Annotated in this window: 7 protein-coding genes; 1 reads left to right on the plus strand and 6 read right to left on the minus strand. The window is 58.6% G+C overall.

From position 1 onward, the window contains the following. Positions 1 to 120: 120 nt before the first annotated feature. The gene (locus AAE514_RS06530; protein ID WP_347330720.1) at positions 121 to 2046 is read right to left on the minus strand and encodes a glycoside hydrolase family 9 protein; all 1926 of its coding nucleotides are present in this window, start codon (positions 2044 to 2046) and stop codon (positions 121 to 123) included. A gap of 372 nt (positions 2047 to 2418) precedes the next feature. Between AAE514_RS06530 and AAE514_RS06535 the strand changes: the two genes are divergently transcribed. Next, positions 2419 to 3561 (plus strand): AraC family transcriptional regulator, encoded by a 1143-nt coding sequence (locus AAE514_RS06535; RefSeq protein WP_347330721.1) that lies wholly within the window; start codon positions 2419 to 2421, stop codon positions 3559 to 3561. Positions 3562 to 3612: 51 nt separating this feature from the next. Here the strand turns inward: AAE514_RS06535 and AAE514_RS06540 are convergent, their stop codons facing one another. The 5 genes from AAE514_RS06540 to AAE514_RS06560 all read right to left on the minus strand — a co-directional run bounded on the left by AAE514_RS06540 (position 3613) and on the right by AAE514_RS06560 (position 15510). After that, complete coding sequence (locus tag AAE514_RS06540; RefSeq protein WP_347330722.1) at positions 3613 to 5847, minus strand: glycoside hydrolase family 16 protein; 2235 nt, start codon at positions 5845 to 5847, stop codon at positions 3613 to 3615. 88 nt (positions 5848 to 5935) lie between these two features. Beyond that, on the minus strand, positions 5936 to 8434 hold the full coding sequence (locus AAE514_RS06545; RefSeq protein WP_347330723.1) for a glycoside hydrolase family 3 protein: 2499 nt from the start codon (positions 8432 to 8434) through the stop codon (positions 5936 to 5938). 325 nt (positions 8435 to 8759) lie between these two features. Beyond that, positions 8760 to 9569, minus strand: a complete 810-nt coding sequence (locus AAE514_RS06550; protein ID WP_347330724.1) for a polysaccharide deacetylase family protein — start codon at positions 9567 to 9569, stop codon at positions 8760 to 8762. A 281-nt stretch (positions 9570 to 9850) separates the two neighbouring features. Beyond that, positions 9851 to 12790, minus strand: coding sequence for a TonB-dependent receptor (locus tag AAE514_RS06555; RefSeq protein WP_347330725.1), 2940 nt, complete (start codon positions 12788 to 12790; stop codon positions 9851 to 9853). 272 nt (positions 12791 to 13062) lie between these two features. Then, the gene (locus AAE514_RS06560) at positions 13063 to 15510 is read right to left on the minus strand and encodes a glycosyl hydrolase (protein ID WP_347330751.1); all 2448 of its coding nucleotides are present in this window, start codon (positions 15508 to 15510) and stop codon (positions 13063 to 13065) included. Positions 15511 to 15786: the final 276 nt, after the last annotated feature.

The raw sequence follows: 15786 nt of genomic DNA on the forward strand, positions 1-15786 counted from the left end.
AAGCGGGCTCCGTCGGGGGAAGAACGCCCAGTCTAACAAAGAAATTAACCCGACAACCTAGTGGGCTGTCGGGTTAATGGGGTGCCGGACGCCGGCCCACGGCCGGCGCGGGTTTACGCTCTACTGCGCCTCGTCCTCACGCATCACTTTCAAGGCCCCGCTCACATACACCAGCGGCGCGTTCCAGTTGATGGTGACCTCGTTGGTGGAGTAGCTGCACCAGTGGTCCAGGTACGCCTTGGCGATGGCCTCGTCCCCGGCCGGGTAGCTAATGTCCTGCGCTTCACAATCCACCGGATAGTCAGTGTTCGGTCCGCCCGCCACAAAGCCGGGCACCGGCGCCTCAACGTCGTCGGCGTCAGAGGCTCGGTGGTGAATGTGCATTGGGGTTTTGTCCCCGTAGCCGGTCACGTAGGAGTAGCCCGTGGGGTTGCGCCCGAGGATGTAATCAAACAGCGATTGCGCCGCTTCCAGATAACGGGTTTCCGACGGCACCAACCGGTAGCCCTGCAACAGCATCATCGCCCGGTTGAGCACGTTGCCGTTGCTGCCCCAATAAAAGTCGCCATCGGTCATGGCCACTCGGTAGCTGGAGTTCCCATCAAGGCGGGCCATGGTGTCGGCGACGTTCAGAATCCGGGCCTCAATGGCTTCCACTTCCGCCGGGTCGCTCAGCAGGTCCCGGTGGAACGCCAGGGACATCCAGGCCAGACCGCGACTATCCGGCCAGGCCGGCACCCAGATATCAATATTGCGCAACTTGAACGCATCGTAATAGGCGGGATCTTCCGTAGTAATAAAGAGTTCAGCGGCGGCCCAGGCGAACTCATCCACAAACGGGCCAGCGTCCCCGTACTCTCCGGTACTGACATCCGCCGGGTTTTCAAAGGCTACATCAGGATTGTCGAGAGCCCATTGCCAAGCCTCCTGAGCCGCCGCCAGCATGCTGTCGGAAAGTGTCTGGTCGAGAGGCTCATAGACACGACTGGCCATTGCCATGGTGGCGGCAAAGTTCAGCGTGGCAGCGGTCCCTTTGCCAATCACGTACCGATCGGCCGTCGCCTCGTGGGGCATGACAATACCGGCGAAATTGAGTGTGGTCAGCTTGTGATAGACACCGCCGTCCTCATCCTGCATTTGCAGCATCCAAGACAGGTTCCACAGCGCTTCGTCGAGGATGTCCGCCCGACCATTATCGCTTTCTGGAATATTCACGTCCTTGCCGGTGTAGTACTCGGGGAAGTGTTCGTACGCCGCCAGAAGGGTATAAGTGGAAATGCCAGAGTTAACCACATACTTGCCGAAATCCCCGGCGTCATACCAGCCCTTGGGTGCTGGAATGGTATCACCTTCGGAGCGGGACCCATCGACAGCCGACGAGTGAACCAGTACGGAGGTATCCGGATGCCCCATCGGCCGGGCATACTCACCCGCATGGGTCTCGCTGAGTGCAGTGCTTGCCCGGTTGAAATAGTAGGCCTTGAGTGCCGCATCGTTCAGGGAGTCATAAACGTCGCTCCCGATGGCGAAGGGGTGAGAATCGCCCACGCCTTCTACACGCACCACATAGTCACCGGGCTCCACCCAACCGGAGAAGTCCGCCAGGCTGATCGATTCTCCGGCCGGAGACCACTCGAGGGCCGTCGAGAGGTTGCCCTCGTAAACGGTTTCCCCACTCTGGTGGTCCACCAAGGCAAAGGCGCTGGCCTCCACGTCGGGAACGACCGCGAGCTTTTGCGATTGGGGGAGAAAGCCCAGCTGGTTCACCCGGATATCGCTATCAGCTCCAGAGGCGCTACTGGTGCTACCAGAGCTGCTCTGCTCGCTGGTTGAGCTGGCTTCACTGGCAGCCGAACTAGACTCGCTCGATGCCTCAGAGCTGCTAGAGAGGCCATCGGAGCTCGCTTCGCTCTTCGCCTCTGAACTGCTTTGTCCTTCTGAGCTTGAGCTTTCCGAGTCCGGACTGTCGCTGTCCGAGGAGCCGCAGCCCGACAGAAATACCAGGCACAGCAGGAAGGATACTGACCGTTTAATCGCTCCAAACATGGGAGGGAGTCCTCTTCATTATTTTCAGTGGCAGACCCGGCTATGGAGGGTCAACCTATTTATTAAGGGTGGCAAGCGCCAACCGCGGGGTCGAACGCGCCACTACTGGTCCTTATAACAATAAGACAATAAGGGGCTAGAGTGAACTTTTCAAGGGGCGTTTTGTGAAGCAGGCCCCATTTGCCGCCACCATTTCCGATAAACCTAGACCCAATCGAGGCCGAGAGGTTCAGCAATTTCTCTTGACTGGGCACACAGGAAGCGGGAATCCGTGCGATAATGGCCCGGACGTCCATTAAACTGCCCGAATACTTATTAACTGGAAGGAACGCCGAGTCCTGAAACTATTATAAAAACCGGCACCCCGAATCCATGAAAGATTATATTTTTAATATTCACGACGTTGTTCTGCTGATGACCGTGGCAGAGAGCATTCTGCTGGCCTTATTGCAGGCCGCGCTCCCCGCTCAGAGCCGACTGTACGGGCGACTGCTCAGCCTCTTTTTGATCGTTATCGCCGTGGCCGCGGTCACCACCCTGGTGCTGTGGAATGATCAGGTTCACACCACCCCCACCATTGACCATTACTGGATTCCATACTTTTTGGTCATTTCGCTCATGGTGAAAGGTCCGACGCTCTACCTTTACGTGGCGTCGATCACCCGGGCGGACTTCACGCTCAAACCCCTGCACCTATTGCATCTACTACCGGCACTGGTGGCCGTTGCGCTGATGGCGGCGTTCGGCATCGACAGCGACTCGCTGCGTTATATTTGGGCCGTGGGGGAGCCTCAACCCGAGCAGCTCGTTACCTCAATCTGGGACGCGGCCAAGCTGGTGCCGTTGATCTACTCTTTCGCCGCCGTCGTGCTGGTGCAGCGTTACCGTTCGGAGCTGAAAGATGAGTACTCTCACTTCTCCAACACCGAACCGCGCTGGTTGAATGTTCTCACCCTCGGTTTTTTCGCCAGTTGGGCTTGGTCCACCACGGTGCATATTCTGGCGAAGTATTCCTCGCCGGAAACCGCAGACTACCTGGGCATTGCCGACAACTACTTCACCTTTATTCTGATCAACGCCCTGTTCACCTACAGCCTGGTCTATGCTCACCAACTACTGACCACCCGTTCCGAGGAAACGCGAGCGCCGGCCGAAGAGAAACCTTCTGACTCAGCCATTGACCGGGTCAAGAACGCCATGGAAGGGGACAAAATCTACCTACAACAGAACTTAAATATCGAGCAGTTCAGCATGCATATCGGGTTGCCGGTAAAAGAGGTCTCATCGGTGATCAACAAACACTTTGGCACAAACTTTTTTGAGTTTATTAACACCTACCGGGTGGAGGAAGCCAAGCGATTGCTTGCGGACCCGGACCACGCCCACATGACGATTCTGGATATTCTGCTGGAGTCCGGTTTCAACAGTAAGTCGGCCTTTCATCGGTTTTTCAAACGACTGGTGGGAGCGTCTCCGTCAGAGTACCGAAAGCAAACACCCCGGAGATCGACCTAAGAAAAGCGGCTCAAAGAGCCGCTTCTGGTAACGAACGTCCATTAACGGACGCTAACGGGTCCACCGAATATTATCCAGCTGCACCTCTACACCGCCTTGGTCCTCCCAAGCGGGGAAGAACACAAAGGGAGTATTGAAGGCACTGAGATCAAACGCCGGGTTTGTCCCCGAATGGTTGAGCATATCGGCAATAGGGATCGACACCGTGGTCCACTCCCCCACCGGCGGTTCCGGCTGAATCAGTAAGTCACCCGTGCCTTCACCGGGGCCACTTTCCGCCTTGACCACCAAACCACTCGTGTTAGAACCATAGCTCAGTACTTTAATGTCGAACTCAAGATGACCGTCGGCGGCAAAGGCGGAGGCGTCTTTTGCGCCGGTGCTTTGCACGAAAGCCAGCCCATTGTTTGAGCTCTCGCTGAAGTCCACTTGCAGCACCGTGCCACGGTCCGGGTCTTCCACGTCGGAGACGCTTACATGGCCGGTTCCGTTATCCCAGGTACCCACACCAAAATCCCAGTTCACGCCCGGCTCGCCGTCAACGTACACATCGAAGCTGCTGTCGAGGACCGTGCTCACACCGGCGGGAACTGGCTCAATGCCGCACGGGGACATGCAACGGACCTCGATATTATTCAGCTGGACTTCAGCGGTTCCTCCTTTTGCTTCGATCACAAACGGATTGATAACCGAGCCGAAATCCACCTGACCGGGTTCTACGTCATTGTTTTCCAGCGCCGCCATCGGCACCGTGATGGTGGCCCACTCGCCGGTTTCGGGAATATCGATGGAGGTGAAGCTGACATTGGGCCAACCGCTATCCACTTTTACCAGCAGCTCAGTCTCCGGCTCAATGGCCTCCACCAACAGGTCGAACCGCAGCTCTCCATACGTCTGCATGTTCTGAAACTGAAACCCGTCTTCGGCCGCTGGTTCCCCGGCCATCGACGCCGTACTCAGAAAGACGTTACCCGGAGACGCATTGAACTGGACCGACCAAGCCCCATTCTCCATTGGAGTGGACACCACATTCCCCGCCGTCGGCGAATAGAGTCCGGGCTGCAAGGTATTTTCCACAGTGGCCTCGCCAAGCTCGAAGGTCAACGTGGCCGCGCCGTTCCGGTATAGGCTGGTGGAAACCGGTTCCGGACCCGCGTTCCCGGTCAACGGTTCGACGCTCTCATCCACGCTGGTGGCACAGCCCTGCCCGGTCTGCGGGTCATTACCGCACTGGTAAACCCGCACGTAGTCCACAATCATTTCCTGCGGGAAGCTGGTCTGCTCGTTAGGGGCCCCTGGCCACTCGCCCCCTACGGCCACGTTGAGTAGCAAATGAAAGCGTTCATTGAAAGGCGCCGCGCCTTCACCCACTTTAAAGCCGGCCTCTTCTCCGTCCCAGTAAACGTTGTACCAGCCATCACTGGTTTGAGTGGCGAAGTGAACATCATTGACGTACCAACGCATTTCGCCCTCTTCCCACTCGAGGGCGTAAGTATGGAAGTTCTCCCAGATGAGCGCTTCGGGGCTGTAGGAGGTACCGCTATAGACGTTGTTCGGCCAGGCGCCACCGTAATGTAAGGTGCCGTGAATGTCGTTGCCAGCCCCCTCCGTATTGCTATTCACCGCTTCAAAAATATCAATTTCGCCACTGGCCGCCCAACCGCCGTAAGAGAAGTCGGTGGGCAACATCCAGATGGCTGGCCACAGGCCTTGCCCTTGAGGCATTTTCGCCCGAACTTCAATGCGCCCGTAAGTCCAATCGCCCTTGTTCTTGCTGCGCAAGCGGGCCGAAGTGTAGTTCCGGGTAACCGAGGTGTCGTCGGGGTCATACGCGGGATCATCGTCAAAGACCCCGGGGCCGCTAAAGGTTTCTTGCTTGGCAACAATATGCAGCATGCCGTCCTCGACGTAGCTATTGTCTGCCCGATCGGTGTAACACTGCAGCTCATTGTTGCCACCGCCGGCACAGTTTCGTTCATAGGACCACTTGTCGGCATCAATGCTTTCGCCTTCAAATTCATCATTCCAAACCATTGTCCAGCCGTACTCGGCCCCTTCACTACTGGAGCTGGCGCTGTTGTCATTGCTAGAACTCTGGCCACTGCTGACGGAGGACTCGCTACGACTGGAAGAGGAATCATCACTGTCGGTAGACGCTGCGCTGCTGCTCTCGGAGGACTCGCGACTGCTGGAGCTACCGGTCGCATCGTCGGAGTCGCTGCCACAACCGGTCAGCAACACTAAGGCCAAACCCAAGCCGATTGTTGGGTGGTTGAGCGGTTTCATAAACACCTCGTTATTATCATCAGTTGTGTATGGTGGTCGCTCCCACCTCCCTGTGGAGAGACCGTTGCGATGGCCAAGCCACCTCATATCACGGGCAGATTCCTTCCCCCTCGTATTCGTTTGCCAGGCGTACATCGCTCAAAGTGAGTTCCAGCTCACCCTCCGTGGCGATGAACAGCGGCGAAAGCACCATGGTGGGATTCACTCCCCTGGCCATGAGACAGTCCGCCTCGACAGCCAATGTATGCCAGTTACCATCGGAGTGGGACTCGAGCCAACGGGTGATATCCACCGTGCCCACGCAATCCTGGCCACAACGCATACCCAGAGAAACCAAACCGGCGGGCGAGGCGTCGACCTTGAGATCAATCAACAATACCCCCGCTTCGCGGTAGGCCGAAAGGTCAACGCGCCCCTCGGAGCGCAAGGCCACCTCCGCCCGGCCCGCACCGGTCCAACGCAGTTGCCGGCTGTCTTCCTGAAACTCCCGGTCCACGGAGGTGACTTCTATGCCGGGCAAAGCGGCTTCGCTCCCGGTCACTACCCGCGCCCGCTCGGAGAGGTCACTCAATACAAGATGCCATGGCTCCATGGGACGGTTGTCAAACAAGGGTAAGCGGCTTTTTGCCTGAGCCTGCTTCAGGCCACTGTCTTCCGGCAGGGAGTCCAGGTGAGCTTGATCGGCATAAGTCAGACCGTAACCGTAAGCAAACAGCGGGTCCCGGTTGTCACTGCGATTGAGGGGCGTCTGGTCCGCGCTGGACGGCCAGGAGAAAGACAGTTTGCCGCTGAAGTCGTAGGCAATCTCACCGTCTTTCTCCCGGAAGAGCACATCGGCCACGCCGGCCCCTTCCGAGCCCGGCAGCCACGCGACCACAAACGCATCGGAGGCGTTGATCTCCGGACTGACCCACAAGGGGCGGCCGGTTAGAAAGACCGAAACCACCGGAATGCCCTCGGCCTGCATGCGTTCCAGAATAGCCAGGTCGGCTTCTGGCTCATAGTCAAGGTGGGCCCGGTCTCCCTGCATCTCCGCATAAGGGTCTTCCCCGAAAACGACCACGGCAACGTCCGGCTTAGTGCTGTAAGCACCATCAGCGCTGAGTTCAACCGTTCCACCGCTCGCCTGGACCGTCTCGGCAATGCCATCGTAGATGGAAGTGGCGCCGGGAAAATCGTCATTACTATTGCCAGTGCCCTGCCAGGTCAGGGTCCAGCCACCGGCCTGCTTGCCAATGTTGTTCGCGCCATCACCGGCCACCAGGACGTGAGCGCCCGGGCTCAGCGGTAAGAGTTGGTCGTTGTTTTTAAGCAGAACCAGGCTCTCGCGGACCGCTTGCCGGGCCACGGCCCGGTGCTCCGGCGCGCCCAGAAGCTCGCTCTGCCCGGCATAATAGCGCTCGGAGGGCAACCCTTTGTCAAACATCCCGGAGCGGAACTTGACCCGCAGCACGCGGCGCACGGCATCGTCCAGGCGGGCCTCGGAGATGTCACCACTTTTGACTTGCGCCACGGTGTTGGCATGCAGCGCCCGCCATTGGTCCGGCACCATAAAAATATCCAGCCCCGCGTTAATGGCCTGGGGGCAGCTGTCCTGACGACAGCCATCGACGAACTCGTGGCCGTTCCAGTCCCCCACGACAATTCCATCAAAACCGAGCTGTTCTTTCAGCACATCGGTCAGCAGGTAGCGATGTCCGTGCAGCTTATCGCCCTGCCAGCTGCTGAAGGAGGCCATCACGGTCTGGACCCCGGCGTCCAAGGCGCCGAAGTAGCCCGCGGCGTGCAAATCACGCAACTCGGATTCGCTGATGTTGGCATCGCCACGGTCGATGCCCCCTTCGGTACCGCCATCGGCGATAAAATGCTTGGCGGTGGCCCAGACGTGACCGCGCCCGAAGAACTCCCCGGTGTTCACTTCCCCCTGAAGGCCGGCCACCATGGCTTTGCCATAGTCGTAGAGAGTGTCCGGGTCTTCGGCGTAGGCTTCGTAGGTTCGGCCCCAACGGTCGTCCCGAGCCACCGCCAGCGTCGGAGAAAAGTTCCAGTCCAATCCGGTTACGGAGACTTCCTTGGCGGTGACCTCGCCAATGCGACGGATCAGCTTCGGGTTACGCGTGGCCCCCAGACCAATATTATGAGGAAAGAGCGTCGCGCCCTTGACGTTGTTATGGCCATGAACGGCGTCGGTGGCCCAAACGATGGGGATCGCGACACGCCCGTCACTGGTATCCATGGACGCCCGGTAAAAGTCATCGGCCAAAGCCAGCCAAGCGTCGGCCGGGGCATTTTTATCGCCCCCGGGGAAGGAACCGCCACCGTTGAGGATGGAACCGAGGTGATACCGTTTCACATCGTCCGGTGTGACATTCCGTAGCTCAGGCTGAATCAATTGCCCCACTTTCTCCTCCACGCTCATCTGGGCCATCAAGGCCTCGATCTCCTCCGCATAGGCATCCGGTTCACTCAGAGGGGGCTCCTTTTCAGGCCAGAGGGAAGCGCTTTGCGTATCGGTGGCGGGGGAGCCACTGCAGCCGACGAGCAACACCACGGTCAGAGGAAGCCAACGGGTCATGGATTTGTTCATTGTCGATCTCACTGTTATTCGGGTCGGGAGAAAAAAGGGCTCCGGGGTTGCCCTCGCGGAGCCAATCAATATCAAGGAGAGTCCGACGTTCGAGCGGCCGGCGCCACCACGGGGATGACCGGGAGCACAGACCCAACACTTGCCAGGAGACAACGTCGTACACCAACACGGGCGAGTCCCAAGCTCGCCCGTGTTGCCATTGTTAAGACAGACCGACAAACCGTCGTCCCACTTTGAAAGAGGGGTGAAAGGTGGTGTTTGCCACTTTTAAACGAACCCGGGAGGGGAAAGGTGGGACGGCCCGACGGACGCCGGGCCCGGGAGGTTACTGCCGCTCGGTGACGTAGCTCATGATATTGATAAAGCTGTCCACCCAGTAGCGCTCGGGGTGAGCCGCCAGATGGTCGAGCAGAGCGTTATGGGCTTCGACTGAAACGCTTAGATGGTCACCCCCCACGCCGTGGAAGGTGAAGTTCGCCATGGTCCCCTGCCGGGCGGCCTCTTCCACCACCGCAATGAGCGCTTCCCCGGTAACCGCGGCCGGAGCGGTCACGGTCACCCGGTAGGGGTCCAGCTCCTGCATTGAAGGGGTTATCGCGCCGGCACCGAAAGCCTTGGAGGCCACGAACAACGACTGGACTCGGCCGAGGTAGTCTTTGTCGCCCACCTTTAGGTCCCCACAGGGCGGAGTAAAGGTGCGCTCCTCCCGGCCATCGATCAGTTTCAGGAAATCATTGGCCAGAGCAATTTGCTCGGCCCAGGCGGCCGGTGGAATTTGGCTTAAATCCCGGTGCGGCTCTACCCACTCCCGGCCGGCCAGTTGCTTGTCACACTGATGAAACAGTGAGTGGTTGCCCAATTCATGCCCTTGCTCGGCAGCGGCACGCCACTCTTCCAGCCGTTCCATCACCAGGGGTGCGCCCGCGGGAATGTAAAAACTGCCGCGAAAACCTCGCGTATTCAAGGCGGGGATGACGTTTTCAAGCTGCGAGGCCAGGGCGTCATCGTAAGCGAGGTTAACCGCCGCCTTGGCGCCGTTGGGCCACCCAAACGGCTCGTTTTCAGCGTGAACCGCTGCCGACAGAGCGAACAGTAAGCCAGCCGACCAGGCGGATATAACCGATATTCTTAGCATGTAAAAGATCCCCGTACCCGTAAAAAGTGAACCAAACATTGGACGACGCAGCGGCGTTCCTGTGCTCTCTACTTGGGCACCACTGCCCGCCATGCCGAACCTCCTGTCAGAGGAGTATAATCCAACGTAAATAATGTAATCCATGAAAAGCCTCGGAGACCCAACGCCAGGAAACCCAAAGCTAGAGAACCTGCATGGACGCGAGCGCCTCGTAACCGAATAAAAAAGCCAGCCGCTCCGAGGAACGGCTGGCTTTTTTCAACACACCTTCATATCTTAACCTAGAAGGTGTAGCGAGCACCGATATTGTAACGTGCGCCGTACTGCTCGGCATGCTTGAACATGTTTTCATACCGGGCGTACTGCCGCTGAGATTCATCGGTCACGTTGATACCCTCCGCGAAGACGGTCAGCCCCTCAAAGAACGGAAGGTCGTAGCTGACGGTCACATCAACCTGACCATACTCCTCCGTGTAAATTGGCGTGTTGTTCTGGCCCACGCCATTGAGGAAGCTGTCCCGCCAGTTGTAGGCAATACGACCCTGGAGGCCATCTTTGTCATAGAAGGCGATGAAGTTGGCTGAATCGCTCAACCCCGGCAGCACAAACTGGAAATCGGTTGATGAATTGTCAACCGACAGGTCGCCCGCCACCAGAGTCAGGTTGGCAATCACACCAAAACCCGTGTCGCTAAAGTTATGTTGTACCGCGAACTCGGCCCCCTGCAGCGTGGCCTCTTCCATATTGCTGGGGGTCGATATTTCGAAGGGGGCAAGGGGGTCGGCGTCAACCTGCGTTATCGCCCCTTCGGTTCCCTGGTTCTCGTTGATTCGATCAAAGACCGTCTCATCCGTCACCTCGATTCCTTCCTCGGTAAGTTCCTCGCGCGCCTGTTGTGCTCTCGGCCCTTTCAGGGGGTCACGCAGGTTCAAAACCTCGGTGGATACAAACTGATCCACAATAAAGTTGTCCACTTTCTTCACGAAGAAGCCTGCTGAGGCGTAACTGGCATCGTCGTAGTACCACTCCAGGGACAAATCCAGGTTGTTGGCTGTGAAGGGCCGCAGGTTTGGGTTACCCTGATTACCCGAGCGCTCACCCGGCTTGGGCCGATCCGTCACTGACCGAGTACCGATCATATTGCCCAGGGTAGGCCGGGTAATGGATTGGCTGAAGCTAAAGCGACCCACCACATCGTCACGAATATCGAGCGCCGCATCCAGGCTCGGCAAGAAGACTTCATAGTCACCGGTACGGTTCGTATAGGTGCTTTCTTCGGCCAGGTTCAGGCCCCACTCGGTCGGGTTTTGCCACACGAGTTCAAGGGGGTCCTGCTGATAGCTGTTGGATACGACGTCTGTGGCCTCATAACGCAGCCCACTCACCACTTGAAGAGGCATGCCCGCGAGCTCACCTTCCAGGTTAAACTGAACATAGGCCGACAGGGTTTCTTCCGTCACACGGTGGTCGCTGACGGGACTACCCGAGGTGTCGGCACGCATCTTGGTGCCCTCGGGCGCCGTGCCCCACTCGGGGAGCGGGGAGGCCGAATGATCCGCCCATTGCTGTTCCGCAATAGCCACCCCGCGCTCGAAATCCCATGTGTGGTACACGGGCACGTTGGTATCGCCACCCGAGAAGGACGGAAACAGGCCCGCCGTAGGCAGGGCGGTGAACATGTCCGCCGGCCATAAATCCTGGTTGTCCGAGTACCAGCCCAGTGGCAATTGCCCGGTATTGTACGAGCGCCAGCGGTTGGCAATTTCTGTATGGGCGGCTCCGAAATCAATCGATACCAAACCGCTGTCCTCGTTGGTTGTCCATGCGCCGGAGAGCTGGAATTGCTGCACATCTGATTCGTTGATGTTGATACCCGACTGTGCGAACAGGGAGTCGTAGGAATCCGCTGTGGGCACACCCTCTACGATGCCCGCGCCATCGTCCAGGAAGTCGATGTGCATAAAGGGAATGTCTTCACCCCCCGTGGCGTCGTAGGTTTTCTCGTCAATTTCCACCGCGCCCAAAATCAGGAAGGCATCATTACCACGCCCCACCCCCTGGTTGAGGCGAGAAGAGTCGTGCGCATCGAGTGTCAGCGCCAGGTTTTCGCTCACATCCCACGTGACGTTCAAGCCGACGGAGTCGAGTTCGGTTTCCGATGTGTTGCGACGGATATTGGAGGCATAATCCTGACCGGCCTCGGTAACGGACACGAAGGTGCCATTCTCATCGATAACGCCGTCCGTCAAGGCGTCCCCCGAGTCGCTAAACCAGATGCCGACCCCGGTGTTCAGGGCCTCATAGTCAACGTCAACAAACGTATAATCCAGGGTCGCCTCAATCTTGTCCGTGGGCGCGAACTGGAGAACCGCCTGGCCGTTCAGCCGGTCCCGACTGATGTCGTCGATGTTGTAACCATAGTTTCTCGGGTAAAAGGTTGGGCCCTCTGGATTAGCTCGGTTGTCTTCCACCAACGACATATCAATATTGGCGATATCGGTGTGAAAGTTATTGCGCCAGTTGGCAATATCCGCGTTCACCAGGCGGCTGTCCCGCTCTTGGTAAGACAGAGCCAGTTGCGCCCCGACAGTGTCATCCACAAAGGTGTTACTGATGATGGCAGAGACCTCGGGCGTGACGTCATCTCCGGCCTCGTTGGTGGTATCCATCATCGCCTTGGTGCCAACAGAGAAGTTCAAGCCAGGGTTGTCCAACGGACGGGCGGTGTTGATGTTGACCATTGAGCCGATACCGCCAGTCACATTATCCGCGCTGAAGGTTTTGTGAACCTCCACACCGCTGACAATATCGGCGGCAAGGTCGCTGAACTCAAAAGAGCGGGAGTCACCTACGCTGGGCATCTGGCGACCGTTCAACAACACGAGGTTGTAGTCTGGGCCAAACCCACGAACGGTGATTTGGCTCCCCTCGTTGTTGGAACGATCAATCGATACCCCGGTAATCCGCTGGAGCGATTCCGCCAGGTTGGTATCGGGAAACTTACCGATATCTTCCGCGGAGATCGCATCCACGACACCGCTGGAGTCCCGCTTGACGTCCATGGCGCGGGTCAGACTTGCTCGAATCCCGGTGACGAGAACCTCGTCCATCACCGGCTGCTCGGCATCCTGAGCGGATGCGCCACTGGCCAGACCCGCTATCGCAGAGGAGGCCACTATGGAGGCGATAAGCTTGCGTTTGAAACTGCTGTTGTTGGTCATATCCGAATCCTCAAACCGTTATAATTGTAGGGCTTCTTGACAAGGGCTACGGCCATTGCCTGCGAAGAGCGCCTTGCGGAGTGAGCGCTTGAGGCTCGCGCAGAAGCGACTCCGGATTATTAGAGGTGCCCTTTGTCTTGAAGAAGCGGGCCGGCGGGCACCGACCGCTTATGGCCCACTATCAGCCAGAGCCGACAAAGGATCGTCCCACTTTGGCGAAACCCCCCAAGGTGGCGAGTCTCACTTTGCATTTCGTAAAGCGAGACGCCCGCTCACGGCGCTGCTCCGGGCGAGCGCCGCACTTCAAAGCGACCCGGCGGGACGGTGAAGCGGGTTCCGTCGGAGAAAGCCACTTGGCGCTCCGAGCCCCCGAAGTTGTAGGCGACGTAGGTCAGGCGCCCTTCCTTCTCAAAGGCCACGGCTGCGGGGTAGTCCGCCGTGAGGGCTTCGTCTCCCATTGCCAGATGCCCCAGGTTTTGCCAGGTACTGACCCAGTGGTAGCTGTGAGCCTTGGTCTCGCCCTCTTCCGGGGCGTAATTCCAGCCATGCCGGCGCATATCCCCCATGGCGGCATCGGCGTCGGTCATAGCCCAAATGTTCCACCAAATATCCCGCCACTGGTCCTCGGGCAATCCCGAGGGACGGCCGTTGGCGCTTTCAGTGAGCCCCAGCTCCACGTACTCCTTCAGGTAATTTGGATACTGACCGAGGTGCAGCACCAGCGGGTTAATAGGCAGGCCCTGAATGCCCAGAATGTGTGCATGGGCATCGCTGAACCAAGTGGTGAATGAGTGGCCGTTGCCCCAAAAGATGGATGTGGTGATTTTGTCGTACGCTTGGGGGAAGTTATGAAATTCCGGCGGTTTGTTTCGGTAACCGTCAATGTCATTCCAGTACTCCCAAAAGGCGGTGGCGGTGGAGGCGTGAAGGTAGACTCCCCGGTCAACCAGCTCCGGCTGCTCGGTCACCAAGCCATACAGAATCATGGCTCCGTAGGCAGTGGCCGCCTCGGAGGTGGACTCATTGTTGTTGCCCAACAGGTAGTTGGCCGAGCCCGAGGCCCACGAAAAACCGAAGGCCGGGTCAAAATGCCGCAGGTAGGGGAAGCGCGGATCGTCCCGCCCGGCGGCGTAGTCCCGAATCAACAATTCCACCATGGGCCCCCATTGGCCGGGACCGCACCAGTCGGGGTCGACCCGACAGATTTCGGCGGCGGCGCGCACAAAGTAGCCGTAGTGGAAGTGGTGATCGTTGAGATCCTGATGCGCTCCGAAGGACTCGTGCACCCCCAGCACCGTGTTCCACCGCTCGTCGTACACGAAATACTTGGCAACCTTGGAACGGCCCGCGTCTTCCGCTCGGAACCAGTCTTCCAGCTCGGCCTTAAGGCCGTCGATCAGGGTGTCGGCCTCTTCAGTCATGCCGTGCGTACGGGCGAGCAGAGCCAGCTCCGCCACCTTGCCGTACTGCTTGCCGGCCCAATAGGTATCGGTGGCTTGGTTCCAAGCGCCGGGGCCACGATCAAGAAAGTCCCGAATCAGGCCCTTGAGCCGGTCCACGTCGTAAGTACCCACCGCGGGCGGCAGGCCCGGTAAAACGCCGGTATAGGCCAGTTGATACTGGAAGCCGTCGGTTTGGGCAAAGCGGAGAAGTCCGCGACTGCTGCGAACATGGTAGTTGGTAAGCGCCTGCTTACTGTTTTTCCAGTGCAGGGACTGAAGCCCCGCCAGGGTCTCCACCGGCCGGCCTTGGTAACGGTATTGATGGGAAATGGTGACCGAGTAGTCGGCTGGGTCCACTTGGTAGTCGATCCGAACCTCATCCACCGGCTGACGCGCATACGCCAAAAAGGCTTTCACCCTGTCTGCGGAGGGTGTCGACTCTTCCACCGGCAGCCAAGTGAGAGTGAAGTGGCTGGTTTGACTGGTTACCCGGATTTCTTTGCCGCTTCGCCCCCGAAAAGTGGTCTCGCCCTGGCCCGTCAGCAGAAAATGGTTCCTTTGGCCCGCCACATCGGTCCAGATGCCCAGAGTATTGTCGGAGTGATGAAAAATTCCCTTTTGCTTCCCGTCCGGGGCCTGGGTGCGCACCAGCAAGTCACCCCGGTAGACACTCAAATACACGTAGGGGGAGCCCTGCACGAAGGTCGCCGCCATCACCGGGCGGTGGCCGCTGCGCCACTCCAGCGTCACGGAGCCATCGCTGTAGTCCCGCACAAACGCGTCCAGGTCATCGAACTGGCTATTGGCCAGAGCAATACCGTCGAACACCTCTTTCAGAGGACGGGGAATGGGGTAGGTGACTCGGTCCTCGCGTACTTGTAATCCGGCGGGAATGCCCATCACTCTCATGCCCCGCTCGGTAATTCGGGCGGTGATGGGGTCGGGGGTGATATGGCCAATGCCCTGCGGGTCGCCGATGGCGTGCTCACCAAAGAAGACGACATTGCCCCACCAGCGGTGGGCCATGGCAGGCTCGCGGGCGGCGGGCGCCACGGTTTGGGGCAGGCGCGATTGCGGGCGAATCTGCCCCTCGCAGGAGGATACTTCGGCGTGCACCACCCCCGCGCTGCGAATTCGGGCCTGCCCCTCCTGGTCTTCACACTGGTAGCTCTCGGGATAGATACGCGCGCTGATCGAGCCCGCCCCGTACTGATCGGGCGCCTTACAGGCAGCCAATACCACTCCGGTCACCACCAAGACCCACTGCAAGATTGTCACCCTCAAGGCACCGCCTCCCACGCTTATCGCTCTTATTCACCTCGCACCGGTTCAATGCCGACGCGCTACCTGCGATAAGACGCCATCTAAGGGCCGGCCGTCGCCCCACTTTGCGGTTTTTTGAAACTGGGACCTCCTAAAGAAAACTGAGACGACGAGCCCCGCTCAGCCCCCAAAGGGCTTTTATAAAAATTTCGGCGCCAAAGATTATTGCTTCCGTGACCCAGTTAACAGGCAAAGGGCAAAGCGACTCGGACAATTCTTGAGGCGGTCACT

The sequence above is a fragment of the Marinimicrobium locisalis genome, from assembly GCF_039822625.1.
Lineage (GTDB): Bacteria > Pseudomonadota > Gammaproteobacteria > Pseudomonadales > Cellvibrionaceae > Marinimicrobium > Marinimicrobium locisalis.

Coding starts and splice junctions, on each gene's coding strand:
- AAE514_RS06535 (WP_347330721.1), top strand. CDS start 2,419: ATGAAAGATTATATTTTTAATATTCACGACGTTGTTCTGCTGATGACC.
- AAE514_RS06545 (WP_347330723.1), bottom strand. CDS start 8,434: ATGAACAAATCCATGACCCGTTGGCTTCCTCTGACCGTGGTGTTGCTC.
- AAE514_RS06550 (WP_347330724.1), bottom strand. CDS start 9,569: ATGCTAAGAATATCGGTTATATCCGCCTGGTCGGCTGGCTTACTGTTC.
- AAE514_RS06540 (WP_347330722.1), bottom strand. CDS start 5,847: ATGAAACCGCTCAACCACCCAACAATCGGCTTGGGTTTGGCCTTAGTG.
- AAE514_RS06555 (WP_347330725.1), bottom strand. CDS start 12,790: ATGACCAACAACAGCAGTTTCAAACGCAAGCTTATCGCCTCCATAGTG.
- AAE514_RS06530 (WP_347330720.1), bottom strand. CDS start 2,046: ATGTTTGGAGCGATTAAACGGTCAGTATCCTTCCTGCTGTGCCTGGTA.